The organism is Sporosarcina sp. FSL W7-1349 (assembly GCF_038003045.1).
In the GTDB taxonomy this organism is placed as follows: domain Bacteria; phylum Bacillota; class Bacilli; order Bacillales_A; family Planococcaceae; genus Sporosarcina.
The window spans coordinates 1,027,562-1,047,680 of the sequence record NZ_JBBOOK010000001.1 but is presented as its reverse complement, the minus strand read 5'-3'; the positions used below and the strand labels follow the sequence as shown (position 1 = coordinate 1,047,680).

The 20,119-nt window shown below is 45.0% G+C and carries 17 protein-coding genes; 11 read left to right on the top strand and 6 right to left on the bottom strand.

Features of this window, described 5'->3' with window-relative positions; all coding sequences use genetic code 11:
* The first annotated feature begins 173 nt into the window (after window positions 1-173).
* The 4 genes from MKY41_RS05240 (at window position 174) to gltS (ending at window position 5,543) form a co-directional block, all read left to right on the top strand.
* Window positions 174-1,712 (top strand): DEAD/DEAH box helicase, encoded by a 1,539-nt coding sequence (locus MKY41_RS05240; RefSeq protein ID WP_445683300.1) that lies wholly within the window; start codon window positions 174-176, stop codon window positions 1,710-1,712.
* A gap of 17 nt (window positions 1,713-1,729) precedes the next feature.
* A complete protein-coding gene (locus MKY41_RS05235; RefSeq protein ID WP_340744038.1) occupies window positions 1,730-2,512 on the top strand; it encodes a YqhG family protein in 783 nt (260 codons plus the stop codon).
* Window positions 2,513-2,737: 225 nt separating this feature from the next.
* On the top strand, window positions 2,738-3,511 hold the full coding sequence (locus tag MKY41_RS05230; RefSeq protein ID WP_340744037.1) for an SDR family NAD(P)-dependent oxidoreductase: 774 nt from the start codon (window positions 2,738-2,740) through the stop codon (window positions 3,509-3,511).
* Window positions 3,512-4,355: 844 nt separating this feature from the next.
* Complete coding sequence (gltS, locus tag MKY41_RS05225; protein ID WP_340744036.1) at window positions 4,356-5,543, top strand: sodium/glutamate symporter; 1,188 nt, start codon at window positions 4,356-4,358, stop codon at window positions 5,541-5,543.
* 283 nt (window positions 5,544-5,826) lie between these two features.
* Here the strand turns inward: gltS and MKY41_RS05220 are convergent, their stop codons facing one another.
* Window positions 5,827-6,615, bottom strand: coding sequence for an enoyl-CoA hydratase-related protein (locus MKY41_RS05220; RefSeq protein WP_340744035.1), 789 nt, complete (start codon window positions 6,613-6,615; stop codon window positions 5,827-5,829).
* 592 nt (window positions 6,616-7,207) lie between these two features.
* On the opposite strand from MKY41_RS05220, the gene MKY41_RS05215 reads away from it, so the two are divergent.
* Window positions 7,208-9,370 (top strand): AAA family ATPase, encoded by a 2,163-nt coding sequence (locus MKY41_RS05215; RefSeq protein ID WP_340744034.1) that lies wholly within the window; start codon window positions 7,208-7,210, stop codon window positions 9,368-9,370.
* Window positions 9,371-9,385: 15 nt separating this feature from the next.
* Window positions 9,386-11,479 carry a hypothetical protein gene (locus MKY41_RS05210; protein WP_340744033.1) on the top strand — a complete coding sequence of 698 codons (2,094 nt, stop codon included), beginning with the start codon at window positions 9,386-9,388 and terminating at the stop codon, window positions 11,477-11,479.
* 50 nt (window positions 11,480-11,529) lie between these two features.
* On the opposite strand, the gene tatC is transcribed toward MKY41_RS05210, so the two are convergent.
* From tatC to MKY41_RS05190, 4 genes are read right to left on the bottom strand one after another with little or no spacing between them, the layout of a single operon-like run.
* On the bottom strand, window positions 11,530-12,351 hold the full coding sequence (gene tatC, locus MKY41_RS05205; RefSeq protein ID WP_340744032.1) for a twin-arginine translocase subunit TatC: 822 nt from the start codon (window positions 12,349-12,351) through the stop codon (window positions 11,530-11,532).
* 9 nt (window positions 12,352-12,360) lie between these two features.
* Complete coding sequence (tatA, locus tag MKY41_RS05200) at window positions 12,361-12,558, bottom strand: twin-arginine translocase TatA/TatE family subunit (protein WP_041074563.1); 198 nt, start codon at window positions 12,556-12,558, stop codon at window positions 12,361-12,363.
* Window positions 12,559-12,577: 19 nt separating this feature from the next.
* Window positions 12,578-14,290, bottom strand: coding sequence for a GMC family oxidoreductase (locus tag MKY41_RS05195; protein WP_340744031.1), 1,713 nt, complete (start codon window positions 14,288-14,290; stop codon window positions 12,578-12,580).
* Between the two features lie 13 nt (window positions 14,291-14,303).
* Window positions 14,304-15,050 carry a gluconate 2-dehydrogenase subunit 3 family protein gene (locus MKY41_RS05190; RefSeq protein WP_340744030.1) on the bottom strand — a complete coding sequence of 249 codons (747 nt, stop codon included), beginning with the start codon at window positions 15,048-15,050 and terminating at the stop codon, window positions 14,304-14,306.
* Window positions 15,051-15,563: 513 nt separating this feature from the next.
* On the opposite strand from MKY41_RS05190, the gene MKY41_RS05185 reads away from it, so the two are divergent.
* The 4 genes from MKY41_RS05185 to MKY41_RS05170 are packed head-to-tail and all read left to right on the top strand — an operon-like array spanning window position 15,564 to window position 18,170.
* On the top strand, window positions 15,564-15,911 hold the full coding sequence (locus MKY41_RS05185) for a PadR family transcriptional regulator (protein ID WP_340744029.1): 348 nt from the start codon (window positions 15,564-15,566) through the stop codon (window positions 15,909-15,911).
* Window positions 15,904-16,515 (top strand): DUF2812 domain-containing protein, encoded by a 612-nt coding sequence (locus tag MKY41_RS05180; RefSeq protein ID WP_340744028.1) that lies wholly within the window; start codon window positions 15,904-15,906, stop codon window positions 16,513-16,515. Before MKY41_RS05185 ends, MKY41_RS05180 begins: the two co-directional genes overlap by 8 nt.
* 48 nt (window positions 16,516-16,563) lie before the next feature.
* Window positions 16,564-17,403, top strand: coding sequence for a DNA-3-methyladenine glycosylase family protein (locus MKY41_RS05175; protein WP_340744027.1), 840 nt, complete (start codon window positions 16,564-16,566; stop codon window positions 17,401-17,403).
* 53 nt (window positions 17,404-17,456) lie between these two features.
* Window positions 17,457-18,170: an endonuclease V gene (locus MKY41_RS05170; RefSeq protein ID WP_340744026.1), complete on the top strand. Its 714-nt coding sequence runs from the start codon at window positions 17,457-17,459 to the stop codon at window positions 18,168-18,170.
* 258 nt (window positions 18,171-18,428) lie between these two features.
* Here the strand turns inward: MKY41_RS05170 and MKY41_RS05165 are convergent, their stop codons facing one another.
* Window positions 18,429-18,797: a hypothetical protein gene (locus tag MKY41_RS05165; RefSeq protein ID WP_340744025.1), complete on the bottom strand. Its 369-nt coding sequence runs from the start codon at window positions 18,795-18,797 to the stop codon at window positions 18,429-18,431.
* A gap of 291 nt (window positions 18,798-19,088) precedes the next feature.
* Here MKY41_RS05165 and adhP point away from each other — a divergent pair, with 291 nt between their 5' ends.
* Window positions 19,089-20,102, top strand: a complete 1,014-nt coding sequence (gene adhP / locus MKY41_RS05160; protein WP_041076709.1) for an alcohol dehydrogenase AdhP — start codon at window positions 19,089-19,091, stop codon at window positions 20,100-20,102.
* Window positions 20,103-20,119: the final 17 nt, after the last annotated feature.

Sequence of the window (20,119 nt, the reverse complement as noted above, 5' to 3'; positions counted from 1 at the left end):
CCTCACATCTACTTATCATACCATAAGCATTGGACGGTTTTGAGGGGAGAAGGTTGCAAAAGTGGGCGCGAAGGTGCCTCGCATTCAAATAAACATTTAGGTATCGGCTACTAAAATACATAGAAACTTCCTACTTGGACATTCTAACAAGAAAGAAAATATCGGATGAGGGGATGTCCATGCAAATTGAAAGGTCCTCCGAATGGAAAGATGGTTTTCAAGAACGATTGGAAAGTCGAAAAGAATGGGATAATTGGACGTTGTATAACATGAGTTATGAAGTGGAAAAAGCAAAGTTGATCACGAATTTCCACGGACTGCAATGTCCTAAGTATTTACCGGGATTGAAACCTTTTGCCCATCAATTGGAGGCGGCGGAAACGGTCATTGAACGGATGAACGGCAAAGCCATCTTGGCGGACGAGGTCGGACTCGGGAAAACAATTGAAGCGGGCCTGATTTTAAAGGAATATTTGATCAGGGGCCTTGTAAAGAAAGCGCTCATCCTGACTCCGGCTTCTTTGATGAATCAATGGATTACCGAACTGAATCAAAAATTTCATATCCCGGCCATGCCTTTCCATAAAAAATACGATTTAAGCCAATGTAATATCGTCGTCGTCAGTATCGATATGGCCAAACGAAGTCCTCATAAGGAAAATATCTATAAGCAGGATTTTGATCTGATTATTATAGACGAAGCCCATAAATTGAAAAACCATAAAACGAAAAACTATGAGTTTGTACAAAATCTTAAGAAGAAGTTCTGTTTGCTGTTAACTGCGACGCCGATTCAGAATGATGTGTTTGAACTGTTCAACCTCATCTCTCTTCTTAAACCCGGTCATTTGGGCAATTTCGAGACATTCCAAAGCGTCTTTTCCGCGGGCAAGCACCATGTGGACGAAGATGACTTTTTGAAAGAATTGATTCATCAAGTAATGGTGCGGAATTCAAGACAGGATACCAGGATTGAATGGACGAACCGACGCGTCCAAATCATGCCGATCGAGTTCAGTGCAGAGGAGAAAGAGATCTACCAGTCGGTTTTGGAACTGAAACAGATTTCCACGCTTTTTTCGGATGCTTTCACACTCCTTACGCTTCAACGGGAATTATGCTCCAGTAAGGAAGCAGCTTATCTAACACTGGAAAAAGTACGCGAGAAATGCGGTAAACCGGAAGAGCTTGCGGCCGTGGATAGTATTCTTCGAAATCTGAGGGAGCTCCGAATCAATTCAAAAGCGGAAAAAGCATATGAAATCATTGAACAGGCACAGGATAAGGTCATCATTTTTACCGAATATCGGGCGAGTCAGGCCTTTTTGCAAGCCTATTTACACTCAAAAGGCATCACTAGCGTTTTATTCAACGGAAAATTCAACAAAAGCAAGCGGGAATGGATGAGGCAACTTTTCCGGGATCAAGCTCAAGTGCTCATTGCGACAGAATCCGGCAGTGAGGGGATCAACCTCCAATTCTGTCATCATGTCATCAATTATGATCTGCCATGGAACCCGATGAAATTGGAGCAGCGGATCGGGCGGGTCCACCGGCTCGGGCAGACGGAAGATGTCCATATTTACAATTTGGCCATCCGCGATACGATTGAAGACTCCATCCTGGAACTTCTTCAAGGGAAAATTGACGTCTTTGAGCAAGTGGTGGGGGAGTTGGATGATATTTTGTCGGAGTATCGAATGTCCATCTAAATGAGAGGAGAATGTGCATGTATCCGCAACAGATTCATCAGTATGTGCGGCAGTTTTTCAAAGAGAACAATTGCCCGATTGTGCAGGAAAGCGAACATCACCTCCGTGTCCAATTGACGGTAGAGATGGACAAACGGATTATGAACCGGCCTTTTTACTGGAGCTATGTGGAAAGCACTGGCGGCCAGCCCAATCCAGCACAACTGACATTGATCACGGATAAGAACCGCCTGACCGAGAACTTGGCCGGGGAAGTGGTGCATTATGGGTCCCACCGGCTGAACCAGTTGTTCCAAGTGACAAGGGAGCGGGGGTCCTTCGTCCAAATGTACGAACGGGCGGTGAGCGATTCCGGCAAACAAGTCATCTTAACTCCGTGGCTCGCCGTGAATTATAAAATCACCTATTCCAGCGACCGGACGAAAGAGATGCTTTATTCGCTCGGCATGAACCTAATGACCGGCGCCATCTTGAGCGGCTTCCAGGAAAGTCTCAGTGAACGGAATCTGGAGCCGGCCATACCGGCAAACACTTTCCATCTGCCGTATATCATCAAACCGATGCGCGCCTTGGATCGGTTGGATGAACTAATCGATCAGCTCATCCAGGAAGATGACCATAAATGGACGGAAGAGGCACGGGCCAGGCGAAAAAAGGACTTACGGGTGCTCGAATACTTTTATGAAGGGATTGAAGACAGGCCCGAATGCTATGAAATGGAAAAGCAGGCGATTGAGGAGCAGTACGAAGCGAAGATCTATGTGGAAATTATTAGTGGCGGCTTGTTTTATTTAAAGTGATTGAGGCAATTGGCTTTTTGAGAACGAGCAAAAATGGCTTTTTGCACTAATCACAAATAGTATCAATGATAATATATGCAATATTTACAGGAATTCCGATTCCTTTCCCCAAAATATAACTTGAAATCAAGGCTTTTGATTAGAGAACATCTTTTTGGACAGATATAATATAGTTATTCGCATTACTTTTGCGAAATAACATCATAACTAAGGGAGAGATTTAGAATGGGAAGCTTTACAGACAAGGTTGTCTTAATTACGGGGGCTGCCGGCGGCATTGGTATTGCTACTGCCAAAGCTTTTGCGGAACAAGGCGCTAAATTATCATTAGTTGACCTCAATCGAGAGGCGTTAGAAAAAGCAGTAAAAGAAGCAGGAATCGAAGATGCTTTGCTATTGACGGCGAACGTGACAAAAGAAGATGAAGTAAAAAAGTATGTCGATGATACGGTTGCAAAGTTTGGAAGAATCGATTCATTTGTAAATAATGCGGGCATTAACGGTGATTTTGCAAATATTGTGGATCAAACGGTTGAAAATTTTCATAACGTGTTAAATGTTAATGTGATTGGCGTATTTCTAGGTTTGAAATATGTCATGAAAGTGATGAATGAACAAAAACAAGGTTCCATTGTAAACTTAGCATCCAACGGCGGGTTGCTTGGCGCGCCTGGGATGAGTGCGTATGTTGCCTCTAAGCATGCGGTGATCGCCTTGAATAAAACGGCTGCATTGGAAGGTGCGGAAAATGGGATTCGTTCCGTTGCGGTTTGTCCTTCTGGTGTCGATACACAGATGATGCGCTCGATCGAAACAAATGCGATGCCTGGCAAGGAAGAAGATGCGAAAGCGGCATTCGCAGCTACCGTTCCAATGAACCGTTACGCCGAGGCTTCTGAAATTGCAGATTTAATCACGTTCTTAGCCTCTGATAAAGCATCCTTCATCTCAGGATCTTATTACCGTATTGATGGTGGACAAGGGGCGACTTCTGTTTAAGTCTAAAAAATTGGGAATCGGATGTAGGATTGTCCGATTCCTTTTTTTGGGTGTTAGGGATCGAATCAAGCATGTTTTTATCATTAAAAGATGGGATATACTAATCGACAACTTAGATATTTATCAGGATGAATGGAGAGGAAAGAAAAGAAACGGTTGTTATTTCGTATATGGAGTAATGATTCCTAGGTGGAGTACCTTGAAAAAGGTGGATTATTTCATCATTAGCACATGCTATTACAGATCGCTTAATGTGAAGGCATTGGGCGGTCGTTTTTATTTTGGGACTTTTGAACAATTCAACAAGGTTTGGCTAGAAAGTCAACATTCACTTTATTTCCGAGACGTCTCCGTCTTTTGATGGGAAAGCGGTCAAGAGGAAATAGTCCGAACGATATAGGGTACGGCGAGCGGTTTCAGGGAATCAAAGAAGGAGAGGGATGAATCAAGCCGAATGAAGGGAAGGCGGTTTTCCCTCTATTCGGATTGATTGAAATTCATCCAAGGGATGCACTTTTACGAATAGTACGCGTTTGGATGGAACTATTGCAAAAGAATCCGGCCAAAGCCTATACTTTAACATGTTGCATTGTAGTAGACGCAGACTGTTTGAATCAAAAGCGATACGGCATTGTTCCATTGAGGGATTTTTGAATACTCCGCATCGACGAAGTATCCAATGTTCGTTCGCGGCGGGGCATGATGAAAACGCTATCTGTGTAATCGCGGAATGTGCAGGCCTGGAAAACACGGATTGAGGCCGGCACAGTTAAAAAGCATTCAGTTAGAACGGCTCGGAAATGGTTCTGCAGCTGTCATGATTTTTTTGGGAAGGTGAATGAAAATGATTGAAATCAACCAGATCACAACATTGTTCTTAGCAGTGGCACTTTACTTGCTCGGAATGGCGCTCGTAAACCGTATCGGCATTCTGGACCGGTTTCTGATCCCGGCACCGGTCGTCGGCGGGCTGATCTTTGCTATTCTGGCTTTGATCTTGCAATCGACAGGTGTTGCAGAAATCTCTCTCGATACATCCTTGCAATCGCTGTTCATGGTTGCATTCTTTACGACGGTTGGGCTTGGGGCCAGCTTCAAGCTGATAAAGTTAGGCGGCAAGCTTTTGATCATTTATTTGCTGTTGTGTGGGGTCACCATCTTTATGCAAAACTTCATCGGTGTTTCACTCGCCCAAGTATTCAAAATTGAGCCGTTGCTTGGAGTCATGAGTGGGGCGGTAACGATGAGCGGCGGGCACGGCGGCGCTGCAGCTTACGGACAGACGATTGAAGGACTGGGCATTTCTTCTGCCGTGACGATCGGTATGGCAGCTGCCACTCTCGGTCTGATTTCCGGCAGTCTTTCCGGCGGTCCGATCGCACGGCACCTGATCAACAAATATGATCTGAAGCCGGCGGGAGGAAAAGTCGAAGAATATGAGGAACAAGATGAAAGACCGATCCAAGAACGTTCGTTCATGATCCAGGTTGCACTGATTACGGTCTCCATGGCAGGCGGGACGTTCCTCGGCGATTTGTTCACGGAAGCGACCGGATTCGTCCTTCCCGCTTATATCGGAGCGATGTTCGTCGCGGTCATTGTTCGTAATCTGATGGATCGCTTCCTTCCGGGAACAGTTAACATGAAAGAGATCGACCTGATCGGCGGTGTTTCACTTTCCATCTTCCTTTCCATGGCATTGATGAGCATCAAGCTCTGGGAGTTGGCGGGACTGGCACTTCCGCTCATCGGTATTATTATCGTCCAAGTGCTGTTTATCGTCCTGTTTGCCGTCTTCGTGATGTTCCGAGCGCTTGGCAAGGACTACGACGCGGCCGTGATGATTTCCGGATTTTTGGGTCACGGACTCGGTGCCACACCGAATGCGATGGCGAACATGGGCGCGACTGTCAACAAGTTCGGTCCATCCCGCACAGCTTTCCTCGTCGTGCCGATCGTCGGTGGATTCCTGATGGATGTCGTATTCGGCGCACCAATTATCATTACGACGATTAACATACTAGCGCCGTAACTTATAGAGCCAAACATAAAGGGCTGTCACAGAAAATCAGTATTTGACTTTCTGGACAGCCCTTTTTTGTTGATTACTTGGAGAATGGCGCAACGTATGGCATGGTTTTAGCCAAAATTCATATGAGGAATAACAAAAGGTCTTTTGCTTTGCCCCCAAGATACCCCATAATGGCAGCATAGAGACTATATCCGGAAATGCTTCCGACGTACTGTAAACTTGTCCAATCCACGCCATGCTCACATTCATTTCCTTCGCAGTTTTTCGCATTCCTTCGTTCAAATTATTTTATTTCTTGTTTTGGTTTATCGTTCCATTCTGGTGTTCTTTTTTCAAGAAAAGCATTAATTCCTTCAACGGCATCCGGATGTTTCGTATTTAAAGCAATAACTTCAGTTGAATAATTCAATGCTTGAAAATCTTCCATATTGAGTTGCTGGTAAAATTGTCTTTTCCCTAATTCTATAATGTTCAAGCTTTGTTTTGTAATGGCTTTTGCTAGCTTGTCCGTTTCGTCATCCAAATTTTCAACTGGAACGACTTTATTGACCAACCCCTCTGCTTTCGCTTCCTCTGCTGACATAAGATTACCTGTAAATAATAATTCTGCCGCTTTCTTTCGTCCGATATTTCGACTTAAAAATACGGCTGGTGTGCTACAAAACAGTCCGCTATTAATCCCCGGAACTGCAAAACGTGCTCCCTCACTTGCAACCGCTAAATCACTTGCTGCAACAAGTTGACAACCTGCTGCAACCGCAACACCTTCCACTTTCGAAATAACAATTTGCGGAATTTCCCTTATTCGTTTCATAAGTTGCTGGCATACTTGAAACAAGGCTAATACTTCATTTTCTGTTCTCGTTTGTATTTCTCTTAAACTATGACCTGCACTAAAAGACTTTTTGGAACCTTCGATAATAATCACTTTCACGGCACGCTTTACGGCTAATTCTTGAAGTAATTGATCAAACTCTTCCATTAATTGCAGTGATAACGTGTTAAACTCTTTTGGATTTTCTAATGTAATGTATGCAATATCTTCTGACTGTCTTAATGCTAAAAATTCCATAGTAACACTCCTTTTCAAATGGTTTGAAAAATTCACACATAATATATATTTATCATAAAGAAATATAAATTTTCTGTCAATGATTGTAAAAGAAACTACCATTGTTTACTACTCTTGAACAAAACTTATTCTTGTTCTTCTTTTCTGAAAGTACATGGTAAGATAAGACTAATTCCTTTACTGTATGTTTAGTTGTAGGCACTTTGTAAAGGAGGAACTACAGTGGCTCATTACCTAATACCTTACATCGACCCAAAACGAAATGATGGAGAAGAAGGTCTAATGTTTCAAGTTCACTTATGGTGATAAAGGGGCGAGGGGGCGTAAACTACTGACGATCGTCAGGAAGAGAAATTATTTATTTTTCCATAAGAGCATCAATAAAAAAGCTATATCAACGCGTTTTATGAAGTGGAAACTGTCATGCTGATTGAAAAAGCTTTACACTAACCAAGAGATTGTTAAAAAGAAAGCTGTTAAAATGAAGAAATTTGATCTAAAAAGGAAGCCCAAATACCCATGATAGTAAATTTGTTTGGACAGTTGAAGGGGAAACGAAAAAAGCATAACGATTAAGATGGAGGGAATAGAGATGAGCAGCACTATTTATCCACGGGCTGAAATGCAGGTCCGAGATGTCTTGGAACATATTGAAAGAGTCAGGCCATTATTTGAAATACCGGAAATGGTATTGGACGATATGGAGCCATTCCAACAGTCAGTAAGTACCATTTCACGGTTTTTGGAATCCGATAATTTCGAGGAAATGGAGATCATCTTCCATACCGAAAAAGAAGAAACCGAAAAGATCATTCGCCAACTTAAATTATTGCGGATTGCATTTCTCCAAGGTACTGATATTGGAAAAATTCTTGAAGGTTTTCGGGAGTTGCCAGTTTTGAATTTCGTGGAAATACTTGCCGCGTCTTGCGAGAAATCTCTCAAAAATCCATATGAGAAATGGCTAGATGATGAAAGCAATCTATTGGATGAGCTGAAAATTCTTTACGAGAGCGACGAACTGCAGCCAGAACATGTAAGACGCTTTGAACGCGCTTTCCGCCGATTGTTCCGTGCAGAAATCCATGTTAAGTTCACTGTTCGAAATCGGAATATCTTTGAAATGACGCCTGTCCTTTATTGGGACGGGGAATTTATCGAAATGCCTCATCCTTTGACAGGAAGACGATGGATTGTGTCAGGCTTTCAGGACAGCGCAAACAATGGTTTATTTGAAGGGATTCGGCCGGGCGATATTTTAAATGTGTCGTATCGGTCCCCAGCAGCCAAACATAAACAATTTTATAAAAACTTCATTTCACTCGACTACGAAACAAGTACACGCTTGGACCGCACTCTGCAGCAAGTACTGCACCATCATCTAGGGGAAATCAACACCGGAGAAGCTTATCGGACACTTGGCATTCAACCTGGTAAAGAAGATGTCCTTGTCAATCAATTGGTGAAAGCGGTCATCACTGAAGTTCCAAAATTTCAAATTGCCGTGAATCAAAAAAAACAGGAGCTGAAGGAGCTTCAAAACGAGCAAGCCGAATTGGACAAGCAAGTTCAGGAACAAAAACAAAGTTTATCGAATCGGCGGCGGGCTTGGGCGGACGTATTAGAACGGATTGACTACCCGCTGGAAGCTGAAGAGAAACCATCCAACGCCGCACTATATGACCCGAAAACATTCATAGATGATCTGCAATCGTTGCTGTATCACTTGGACGACAACCAGCTGCTGTATGAACATTCAGTCCTCGAACTATTTATGAGCGGTCTGCGTGCGAACGTCCTCACAATCTTAAGCGGCCCTTCTGGCACGGGAAAATCCAGCTTGGTTGAGGGACTCGGAAAAGCGATTGTCAACGCAAAAGTCACCATGATCCCCGTGCAGTCTAGCTGGACGGACGCACAGGATTTAATCGGCTATTTCCATCCGAATGAAAAAATCTTCATCGCAACGCCTTTCATGGAAGCGCTGGCTGCGGCCCGTTTGGCGGAGAAAAATGGGAAAGATGAGCTACATATTATTTGTCTGGATGAAATGAACCTCGCTCACATAGAATACTATTTTGCACAGTTTCTAAGCGTACGCGAGCAAGCCGAGCCAAAGATCCAGCTTTACCCGAAACGGTACGAAAAATGGGCTATGCGCGTACAGGCAGGAGAGTTGGAAGCGAGCCGTAATGAACAAGAAAATGCGGATGAATTGCTTACCTATTATCCTTCTAGCTTTCCGCTGCCGTCCAATGTCCGATTCGTTGGAACATTGAACATGGATCATACGGTGAAGTCACTAAGCCCAAAAGTGATTGACCGAAGCCTCATGATTGAGCTTCTGCCGATGAAAGAAACAGGAGCGCGCGAGCTCGCACAACGGTTGGAAGAAAAGAAGGAAATGGCAGAACGGATTCATATTTCATTGGAAGAGTTGCTAACATCGAGGGCGAAGAGAAGGGTAGCGGACGGTCTGAATAAAATCTCGAGTGTTTTCCAGGAATATCGGGATATCCCGCTTAATAATCGGGGCAGGAAGCATGTGGATGCAATCGCCTCCTATTGGTGGGAGGAATCAGTTGATCTAATAGATCTGCTTATCAAAGGAAAGATGTTACCACGGATCGAGCTGAAAAAAGCGGACATGGAAGAGCTGCGGGGGGCATTGGATGAACTGCTGAAAAACTATCCGAAGTCGAAAGAGAAAGTGGCGGATATGCTAAAAACGAATCATACGGTATCCTTTTGGTAGGTGATGGCGATGGAAATGTACGCGATAAAAGTAAGTGGTGAAATAGCTGAAACAGTTAAGCCATTGTCGAAGAAAAATGGCTTCTATTATGCGTTTGAATATGACAGAGCTAAAAAATCGCTGCTGCAAGTCGGCATCCGATCCGACGAAGCGAGCGCAGTATACGTCAAACAGGATAATGTCACAATGTCCCTAACCCAATCGAAAAACGGCATTTGGTATCACGCGTCTTCCAAATGGAAAGAAGGCCCATTTAGTGAAAAGACGGATAGCATTTTTGGCTTGAATGCCGGTGGGGACTTTACGGTCCAATGTGTGAAAAATGGTGAACTGTTCGAAGAAGCACAAGCGATAATTATTCCCCAAGTGTTTTCGCTAGAGGAGTATCGCTATATGCAAAAGGAAGTCCAACAGTTGTTGGAAGTCTTTTCACTTGATGTCGCAAAGGAGATGCTGAACGAACCTCTGTATCTCAAACGTGTACAGAGGCATCTATATCCGCTCCGTCAACTAGAACAATTTGTAATGCAGTTTAGTACTGTGCTGGAGGAAATCTTGGACATTCCTGCGTTCACATTGACTTCCGAGCCGGTCAAGAAGCATACATCCCAAATTAAAAAATGGACCCCGCGTACGCTCATTGAGCAGGCGACGACTGGCAAGGAGTATTTCAACGTAAACCAGACAATCCGGACCAATCAACTGATTGAGCATCCCATGATCCGGACAATGTTGCTAGAACTGTTAGAACGTATCCAGACGGAAGCTGAGCAAGAACAAATAGTCATTAAACGTTTGAAAGCTGACGCAACGAAACTGGAAGTAGCATCTCAGCGAAGAGGCACAATTAGCCTTAATGATTTCAAGCAGCGGATTACAGACGAGCTAAAAATTTTGGAAGGGCGTGCCTCAGCCTACCTAACCTTACAAGGTAAATTGACACCTTATCTGGAGGCTGAATTATTCCACACAGAACCGGTTCCCGTTGAAGAAACATATCTTTTTCGGATGGATATTAAGTATAAGGAAGTTTTCGAGATTTATACATCTTTTACAAGCCTACGTGCGAACTTTGAATCCGCCATGCAGCCCTTTGTAAAATCATTACTGAAATCGCCTTCTCTTTATGAAAACTGGTTATTGCTGAAGATGGTGGAACAATTAGCTGGCTGGGGATTCGATACGCGGCAGTTCGTGGAGTGGATCCGAAAAAACTATAGCACCAAAGGGACATTAGACGGACTGGATGAGGTATTTGAATTGCCTCAAATGCCGTTCCGTATGCGCATCCTGTTTAACGTTTATTTAACGGATTTTGATATGCAGCCAGATTTTATCATCGGCATCCAAAATAAAAACACGCAAATTTGGCAATGGCATACCGCGGATGCGAAATATAAGCAGTACAACGAAAAAACGGTTTCCGTTTTGGAAACCGACTTGGAACGATCCGCGAAACGCTATAAGCAAACGATTTGTCTGGAAAGGCAGGCAATCCAATCGAGTGTCCTCATTCATCCAGTGCAGGGCATTCATTTTTGGAACTTGAGAGACAGCTCCCATAAAAAGCATTCGCTTTCTCATTTTAACGTCACGCCGTTCGATACGTCCGCTTTGAACATTTATTTTAAACGGCTGTTGCATGAATTCGGTGGGTTTGCTGAAATTTGCCCGACCTGCAGCACACCGGCCAGCGGAGAAATCGATCCCGTGCGCCGGGGCAAGACGACATACAAATGTGAAAACTGCGAAGAAGTGTGGGTGAAGAGTTACTGTGGCAGTTGTGCTAGAGCAAATAGGCAGCAGCTTTTCTATACGCCGGAACCGCTGTACAAGTACGCGATTGATAATTACAACACGCAAGTAGGGGATGAATGGAATGTACACTGCCCAACTTGCTTTGCGGATGCGAATCGGAATACTTTCAAGCAAGGCGTTTCCTTGCTGATGGAAGAACTGCATCCTGTTGCGGCGATATTTTATAATCCCTCCCGCTCAACCCCGCCTTCCCGTCCCTGTCGCAAATGCGGAGGTAGAGGATTTATCGGGCATTTTCGGCATATTCAAGGCGGGGAGTGCTTCGATTGTCATGGGAGCGGGAGGGTGTAAGTGAAAACGGTGTATCAAAAACAACTACGCCTGTTTGGTTAACAGGCACCTTAATTTACCGCGACATTTTTCTTTTCTTTGTACACGACGATGAGCACGCTCGCTTCGTATAGTCCAATCATCGGGATGAGCACGAGTAATTGACTGATGAAATCGGGTGGCGTCAAAAGGGCGGATAGGACGGCCAAAATAACATAGGACCACCTCCGCACCTTTTTCAACGTCGCCGATGTCAAAATACCGATAGCGGACAGGAACATGGCAACGATCGGCAGCTCGAACAATAGACCGATCGGCAATGTCGTCATCAGCAGAAACTTGGCATACTCCTGTGCGGACACCATTACGGTGAAATTCACCGCTCCTAATGAGACTAAAAAGTGATAACTTAACGGGTTTACAACAAAGTATCCGAAAGCAAGACCTACTACGAAAAGTAAAAACATCACTGGCGAATAAAGGCTAAGAAATTGGCTCTCTTTCTCAGTCAGGCCCGGCTTTACGAATTGCCATAGATAATGACAGAGAAACGGCAATGCCAATCCGAATGCCAATGCTGCTGATATGGACGTATAAAACGTCACGACTTCCATTGGACCGAGGACGATCAATTCATGGCCCCTTGTGACGAAAGGGAACCATTTATTGATCGTCAGGAAGATAAATAGGAAGAATGCCAAGAATGTGATGACGCTTTTAAGGAGCTGTTTTCGCAAATCATTCAAATGCTCGACAAGTGCAGGTTGCACCTCTTCCTCGCTTTTATTAGCCGTTTCCGGGATGCTTGCAGCAGGCGGAGGGTCGACGTTAGAACTCACAGGCTTTGGATCGAGAGGACTGCGCGTATTTCGATGTTCGCTATATGGATCCATTGCGACGCCTCACAACTGGTCCGTATTCTTCTGCTTTTCATCTTTCCCTTCGTCATCCTCCATCACTTCACGGGCTGACTTTTTGAACTCCGCCAACGTCTTGCCGACTGCTGACCCGACCTCCGGCAATTTTCGGGGTCCAAACAGAATGAGGATGATGACGAGGATGATAATCAGACCAGGTACGCCTATGCTTGCTAAACTCATGTTGCATCTCTCCTTTCAATTAGACAAGTGAACCGCCGTTTTTGCTATATTTTATAATTCCTTCCGCCGCCCGATAGGAAAGAGCACCGACTGTAGCTGTCGGGTTGTAGCCGCTATTGTGCTGGAAGTTTCCGGCACCGACGACAAACAGGTTGTCCGCATCCCAGTGCTGCAAGTAATTGTTGACGACACTGTCATCGGGGCTTGCTCCCATTGTCGTGCCGCCCGTATTATGCGTCGATTGGTAGGGGACGATATCATAATCGGTCAGTGGACCACCCGGCGCTACCGTTTTTGCTCCCATTTCTTTTATAATATCCGCTGCACGCTCCGTGATGAACTTCGCCAAATTCCGATCTTGGTCCGTAAAGTTGTACGTCATCTGGAGGAGTGGCACCCCGTACGCATCCCGGTAGTCGGGGTCAAGCGTCAAATAATTCTCCTTATGCGGCATGGACGCCCCTTGCCCGAAGACCGACAAGGTCCGCGTGTAATTATGGATGGACGCTTTTTTGAATTCCGATCCCCAAGCCGGAGTATCCGGCGGCACTGGGTTGGACAGGATCGGCCGCGTTCCCGCCTGTAGTAATGAAATGCTTGCACCGTGGATGAAATCGACATCGGAGTGATCGAAGCTATCCCCATTGAAATCGTCGATCGACATGCCTAAAGCGCCCGCACCCATGAAGACATTCATCTGCTCGTCAAAAAATCCGGTCGCTCCCGGTCCGATTTGATAGCAATAATTTTTCCCCAACGTGCCTCTCCCCGTATCGGGATCGTATTGCTCGCCGATTTTTGAAACCATCAACAGCTTCGCGTTATTCAGCATATAGCTTGTCAGAACAACAACATCCGCGGGTTGAATGAACTCCTCTCCGGTTTGGGTATCGATATATCGAACGCCCGTCACTTTATTTCCGGATTTTAAAATCTCGACGACATTCGCATGGAAGACCGCCTCAAAGTTCCCGGTTTTACTCGCTGTCGGTACAACGGTGACTTCTGGAGATGATTTGGCTCCGTATTCGCATCCGAACCGTTCACAAAAACCGCAATATTGGCAAGCAGCAATCGACTGGCCGTCCGGGTTTTCATATGCCTCGGACAGATTGGCAGACGGCAGCATATAAGGGTGATAGCCCAAGTTCTTTGTCGCCGTTTCGAATTTCTTTAAGATGGGCGTCTTTTTCATCGGCGGTGTCGGGAAATCAGCTGAACGCTTCCCCCAAAACGGATTCGTATCCTCTCCCGAGATGCCTGCTGTTTTTTCGAACGCATCAAAATAGGGCTCTAATTCATCATATGTAATGCCCCAGTCTGTCAATAAATAGTCTTGAGATAGCTTGTTTTTTCCATACTTTTGTTCCGTCATCGACTTGATCTCGAAGTCGTACGGCAGGAAGCGATACGTCATCCCGTTCCAATGCGTTCCGGATCCTCCTAAGTTTTCCCCAAGCAGGAAAGAACCCATCTGGCGCATCGGCAACGCCCGCATTTTCCGATGATTGCGGAACGTGACCGTTTCTTTCGATAAATCCTGCATGAGGTCATAACGGATTGCATACCTGAATTCATCGTGAATCATTGAATAATCTGCCGTGCTTCTATCCTTGCCTCGCTCCAGTCCTCTGACCTTCAACCCGGCCTTCGCACATTCCGCAGCAATAATGCCGCCTGTCCAACCAACACCGACAGTTACTACGTCCACTTTATCCAACGTTTTTGCCATGACCGTTTCCTCCTTAATGCTGCATGCTGCTAATCGATTTTGGTTCAATCACTTGAAACTTCTCATCTTCAATGACATTGATATACGCCATTTGATGGCCCGGAAATCCTTTCATCCGCCATCCGTCCATATTGACATTGCCGTTATAGATTGGATCGGCATAAGCCCCTTCCAGCGTGGCCTGTCGCAGAAGTTTGAAGAAGAATTCTGAGGTAACGCCCTTCATCTCGACTTCATTCTTTTGAAAAGCGGTCAAGATGGTATCCATCTGTTCGCCGTCCAATTCCGCAAATCCTTTGCCATAACGGGTCTGCGCCTCTTCATTCAGTTTGGCTATGCCTTGTCTGAAAATCTCCCCGCGCGTCAAGGCGCTTTGATACCCTTGCGTTCCTGCACCGGGGAAAAAAGGGCCTTGCATATACTCCTTTGCATTGCTTCCGTAATTTCCCGCTAATTGATTGTCGATGAAATAGGCGACACCGAGACCGATCGCGCCAGGTCCTAGATCATCCTCGGGGAAGATTCTTTCTGTCGCTTGAGAAAGAATGTTAAATTCGTTTTTGTTCGTTAAAAACATGAGTCCTTTTGGAGAGCCTTGGCCTTCTGCGGCAAGATGCTCTTCAGTACCAGTTTTGTTATCCGTTTTTACGTTATAGCCGACAAGCCCTCCGATTAGCCCGCCACCGACTAACGCACCGGTCGCAATTCCCGTCGTCTTGAGAAAATCCCTGCGTGATAAACCTTGTTGTTTGTTAGTCATCTTTCTCCTCCTTGTTTATGTAATTAAAAGCATGTCCTTCCTATAGCATTTTCATAACACGGCTTCATCTTTTTGAGCCTCGAAAGGGCAAAAGGTTCACCATGATGTACCCGGAACATAAGAAGAAATATTTAAAATCACACGGAAGTTATGTAACTGCTGAGTAAACAGCACATTGGATATGTTTTAGACAAGTTCGGTTTTTTCCCGCCCATCCGAGGATCACTTCTATCTTATAAAAATCAAGGACCAAGCCTTTTGGTATGACTTACTAGCTTTATACGTTTGTCTTCCCATAACTTAGTAAGGGTAAACCGAATGACTAGAAAACTTGCTTTTTACTTTTCATGAAACGTCTGAGTTGTCTGGAAGGAATAAATTTGAAATGCAGCGTGTTTGAAAACTTCAACAGGGTCTCTTCATTATGAATATTTTTATTGAAATATACAGTTTGACTGTATACAATGTAACTATATAGTTGTACTGTATAGTTGGGTTGAGGAGATGAACGGCATGGAGTTACAGAAATATTTACCGATGACTGAAACGACGTATTATATTTTATTGTCGTTGCTTGAGCCGGCTCATGGGTATCTGATGATGCAGAAAGTGGAAGAACTTAGTAATCAGCGTGTAAAAATTGCAGCGGGTACGATGTATGGGGCAATTGAAAATTTAGTCAAACAGGAATTGATCACAGCAGTAAAAAGTACGGATAAACGAAGAAAAACGTATGTCATCACTGAAAAGGGGCGGGACGTATTGCGTCTGGACTGCGAGCGGATGAGACATCTTGTTCAAACGACTGAAAGACTATTATCTATGGAAGTACGAGGAAATGGAGGGGTTGACAATGTATAGAATGCGATTTTTCATCGACTTTGAAAAAGAGGAGAAATGGCTGGAGCAGATGGCGAAGGAGGGGAACCATTTACAAGGAACCTTCTGCGGGTATCAATTTCAAAAGGGGGAACCCGAAGAATCCACGATCAAAATCGACTTCAGACGATTCCAGAAAAAAGAGGATTTTACCGATTACTGCACGATGTTCGAGGATAGTGGCTGGCAGCATCTTGCCGGCACGAAGAACTCCGGGATTCAGTACTTCAAAAAAACGAGGAATGACGCGGGGGATGAGATTTTCTCCGATACTCTTTCAAAAGCTGCCCGATATAAGAGGTATGCGAATATGTGCTTCGAGACCGCGATCAGTTATCTGCCGCTTTTGCTCGTATTTTATTGGTCAGGTGTCATCGATTTGAAGGCGTTTGTCGATCCGAAAGAGCTCTATTTCACTCCGGGTTTATGGGAGAAGAGCGGGTCTTCTTTCTGGTTTTCCTTCCTCTTTGAAACGCCCTTCGCCTTGATGCGTGGGATTGCTTGGACCTTTATCCCGCTGACGATGCTCTTCTTTTTGTTCTTCGGTTATCAATCGAATCGGCTGTATTTGCAAAGTAAAAGGTGATCTTGGTGTATTCATCAAAAAAATTGGGGGAAGAAAGGGGGAAGTGAAATGCAGATTTCACTGCCGTTTCAGTATGATTTTGACCGTGCAATGGAGCGGTTGGCAGCGGATCCTGTCCATGCGGTTGATTTGCAAAAACGAGAAGTGCGGATTCCTATGGAGGAAGGGAATATTGTCACCCTTCGTGGTGTAGGTTCCACGGAAGTGCCTTTGTTTGAGTTGGAACATGTGAGGGATGATGTCCAAGTGGAGAAAGTGAAATCCATTTTTCATTTCAATCGGCGGCTGGACACAATAGCTCGTCATTTCTTGAATACCGACCTGGAACCACTATTCGTCGACCATGCCGGAACACCGCTCATCAAGAGTTTCTCGCTTTACGGAACATTGATGAAAAATATTATTCATCAACAGCTGAACCTCGCTTTTTCCCATGTGTTGACGATGCGATTCGTGGAAAACTACGGAGAGAACGAGGATGGGGTTTGGCGCTATCCGAGTCCTGAAACAATCGCGGCTTTAGATGTGGAAGATCTGCGGAAACTGCAATTCAGTGGAAGAAAGGCGGAATATGTCATCGGTCTTTCTAGGGCGATTGTCGAGGGGAAGTTGGATTTGAACAAGTTCGAGCAGATGGAAGATGAAGAAGTCATGCGGGATCTCGTAGCGCATCGTGGCATTGGACCTTGGACGGCTCAAAATTTCCTGATGTTCGGGTTGGGGCGTTCCAATTTGTTTCCGCTGGCGGATATCGGATTGCAAAATGCGTTGAAAAAACTATGGGGCCTCGACCGGAAGCCGACCAAGGAAGAGATGGTTGAGCGTTTTCCTGAATGGACCCCATATTTGAGTTATGCGGCTTTATATTTATGGAGAAGTATCGAATAAACCAAAAGTTGTGACATAAACTGAAATTTCGAATGCAGATGGGAATGAACAAGATGGAAATCCATGAAATTCATCCATTACACATAGAGGAAGAAAAGTTCGAGGCGATCCAACAATTTTATGCCGACAGAATTTGTCTGGAAAATAGGCTGGATCAAACTATCTCTCTTTGCGCCGGGGTGGATGCGGCTTATTGGGAGCAGGATGGCGTTGAGTGGGGAGTGTGCAGCATTGTTGTCCTGGATTATAAAACGAAAAAAATTGTTGAAAAAGCGAGTAGCGCAGGGAAGATCACGGTTCCATACTTGCCCGGTTTTTTAAGCTTTCGTGAGTTGCCGCTCGTTGTCGAAGCCGCGAAGAAACTGGTGAGCCGGCCCGATCTTTTCCTCTTTGACGGCAACGGGTATTTGCATCCACGGCATATGGGAATCGCCACACACGCTTCATTTTTCTTGGATACGCCTACGATTGGCGTGGCAAAAAGTTATTTTAGGGTAAAAGAAGTGGATTTTGCAATGCCGGAAGATGAAAAGGGAGCCTATACAAATATAGTTATTGAAAACGAAGTATATGGTAGAGTGTTACGAACGTCTAAAAATGTGAAGCCTGTTTTCATTTCCTGTGGAAACTATATTGATTTACAGACAACGACAGAAATCGTATTAACTCTCTTAAATGAAAAGAGTCGGCTGCCCATCCCGGTTCGTTTGGCCGATTTGGAAACGAAACGATTGAAAAGGGAACTGATTGCAGGTGAATCGCAATAGTGCCGAGGCGTTCCGGTAAGCGGGAGAACTTAGGTACCAGGCACTCGATCCGTTTGAGTGTCCGGTACCTTATTCGACAGAATGACTATAGACGGCCAGTTCGTTTTCCGTCAATTTATAGAAATCGCCATAGGAAATTGGCAATGGGGCTAGTCGGTTATTCCATTCCGTGAAAACTTTTCCTTTGAAAGAAACAACAGCCCTTTTGCAAAATCGACATGAACTAAACTGTCTAGTTTGCAAAAGGGCTGTTCTCTTTTATTGCGGCGTGGTGCGCATAAAGAGTTCCCGGTCCAACTCATTCACTTTATGGGTAATATATCGAAGTTCTTTCGTCAAATTATCTTTGACTTGTAAGGTGTTTTTTGACAGTTCCTCAAAATGTTCTCCGAGCCCTGTTAATTTGGCTTCAACCCGATCCAACCTTTGATCGATAGCGTCAAATCTTGTGTTCATCTTAGATTGCATATTGTTCATCTCGGATTTCATACCTTTCATCTCAGATTTCATGCTATCCATGTCAGACTGGATGTCCCCCATGCCCGTCTTCATGCCTTTTACTTCCGATTCAACGGAGGAGAGTTTCTCCATAACTTTTTCCAACATTTCGATTAATTGATTTTCCATCCGATTCACCTTATTTTATCCATTATACTCCCCGACCGATGCCGATTCAAGGAGCCTGCCGTCGTTTGAAAATCAATCGCTCCTTTACGCCTTGCCGTTTTCCTGTCAATTCCAGCCGAAAAATCGGCCCTTTTCGCCGCTTTATCGATTTTCCCAATTAAGAAAAGCGGTGTTAACAGGATTTTGAAGTTGGCACACTTTTTGCAATAGTTGAAATGAACAATAAAAAAGGAGGAGTCGTTCATGAAAGCAGCAGTAGAAAGAGGAAATGTCCAAAAAGGTAAATCGGTCATGAAGGCGGCAGTTGTAAGCGAATTCAAACAGGAATTGGCAGTTCAGGAGCTGCCTAAACCGACACCAGGGCCTGGTCAGGCACTGGTGAAAATGGAAGCATGTGGGGTATGTCATACCGATCTGCATGCAGTGAATGGCGATTGGCCAGTCAAACCGAAACTTCCGCTCATCCCGGGGCATGAAGGGGTCGGTGTCGTAGAAGCGATTGGGCCGGGCGTGACATCTGTGAAAGTGGGAGATCGTGTCGGGATTCCATGGTTGTATTCGGCATGCGGGGAATGTGATTATTGCCTAAGCGGGGAGGAAACGCTTTGCCTTGACCAAGAGAATGGTGGGTACTCTGTTGACGGGGCTTACGCAGAATATTGTCTGGCAGCAGCGGACTACGTGGCAAAAATTCCGGAAGGTCTCAGTTCTGTGGATGCGGCTCCTATTTTATGCGCAGGCGTGACGACTTATAAGGCGCTTAAAGTCTGTGGAGCGAAGCCGGGTGATTGGGTCGCGATTTATGGAATCGGTGGACTTGGGCATGTCGCGTTGCAGTATGCAAAAGCGATGGGATTCAATGTAGTGGCAGTTGACATTGCAGATGAAAAGCTTGAACTTGCGAAAGATTTAGGGGCCGATGTAACGGTGAATGGCTTGAAAGGGGATCCGGCTGATGCGATTCAAGCTCAAGTCGGCGGAGTGCAGGCGGCTATCAGTGTTGCCGTGACGAAGAGTGCATTTGAACAGGCCTATCGCTCGGTCAAACGCGGGGGTACGCTCGTCGTAGTCGGATTGCCAAATGATGAGTTGCCAATCCCGATTTTCAACACTGTATTAAATGGAGTTTCCGTGAAAGGTTCCATCGTCGGTACACGAATCGATATGAAAGAAGCACTGGATTTTGCTGCGCGTGGCAAGGTGAAGGCCCAGATTGAAACCGCACCGCTTTCTGAAGTGAATAACATCTTGGATAAAATGACGAACGGGAAAATCAACGGACGAATCGTATTGACATTTGATTGATACAAGCAGCCTAATTG

Excerpts from the sequence above, each read along its gene's own strand:
- MKY41_RS05240 (WP_445683300.1), top strand. The coding sequence starts at position 174 with ATGTCCATGCAAATTGAAAGGTCCTCCGAATGGAAAGATGGTTTTCAA.
- MKY41_RS05235 (WP_340744038.1), top strand. The coding sequence starts at position 1,730 with ATGTATCCGCAACAGATTCATCAGTATGTGCGGCAGTTTTTCAAAGAG.
- MKY41_RS05230 (WP_340744037.1), top strand. The coding sequence starts at position 2,738 with ATGGGAAGCTTTACAGACAAGGTTGTCTTAATTACGGGGGCTGCCGGC.
- gltS (WP_340744036.1), top strand. The coding sequence starts at position 4,356 with ATGATTGAAATCAACCAGATCACAACATTGTTCTTAGCAGTGGCACTT.
- MKY41_RS05220 (WP_340744035.1), bottom strand. The coding sequence starts at position 6,615 with ATGGAATTTTTAGCATTAAGACAGTCAGAAGATATTGCATACATTACA.
- MKY41_RS05215 (WP_340744034.1), top strand. The coding sequence starts at position 7,208 with ATGAGCAGCACTATTTATCCACGGGCTGAAATGCAGGTCCGAGATGTC.
- MKY41_RS05210 (WP_340744033.1), top strand. The coding sequence starts at position 9,386 with ATGTACGCGATAAAAGTAAGTGGTGAAATAGCTGAAACAGTTAAGCCA.
- tatC (WP_340744032.1), bottom strand. The coding sequence starts at position 12,351 with ATGGATCCATATAGCGAACATCGAAATACGCGCAGTCCTCTCGATCCA.
- tatA (WP_041074563.1), bottom strand. The coding sequence starts at position 12,558 with ATGAGTTTAGCAAGCATAGGCGTACCTGGTCTGATTATCATCCTCGTC.
- MKY41_RS05195 (WP_340744031.1), bottom strand. The coding sequence starts at position 14,290 with ATGGCAAAAACGTTGGATAAAGTGGACGTAGTAACTGTCGGTGTTGGT.
- MKY41_RS05190 (WP_340744030.1), bottom strand. The coding sequence starts at position 15,050 with ATGACTAACAAACAACAAGGTTTATCACGCAGGGATTTTCTCAAGACG.
- MKY41_RS05185 (WP_340744029.1), top strand. The coding sequence starts at position 15,564 with ATGGAGTTACAGAAATATTTACCGATGACTGAAACGACGTATTATATT.
- MKY41_RS05180 (WP_340744028.1), top strand. The coding sequence starts at position 15,904 with ATGTATAGAATGCGATTTTTCATCGACTTTGAAAAAGAGGAGAAATGG.
- MKY41_RS05175 (WP_340744027.1), top strand. The coding sequence starts at position 16,564 with ATGCAGATTTCACTGCCGTTTCAGTATGATTTTGACCGTGCAATGGAG.
- MKY41_RS05170 (WP_340744026.1), top strand. The coding sequence starts at position 17,457 with ATGGAAATCCATGAAATTCATCCATTACACATAGAGGAAGAAAAGTTC.
- MKY41_RS05165 (WP_340744025.1), bottom strand. The coding sequence starts at position 18,797 with ATGGAAAATCAATTAATCGAAATGTTGGAAAAAGTTATGGAGAAACTC.
- adhP (WP_041076709.1), top strand. The coding sequence starts at position 19,089 with ATGAAGGCGGCAGTTGTAAGCGAATTCAAACAGGAATTGGCAGTTCAG.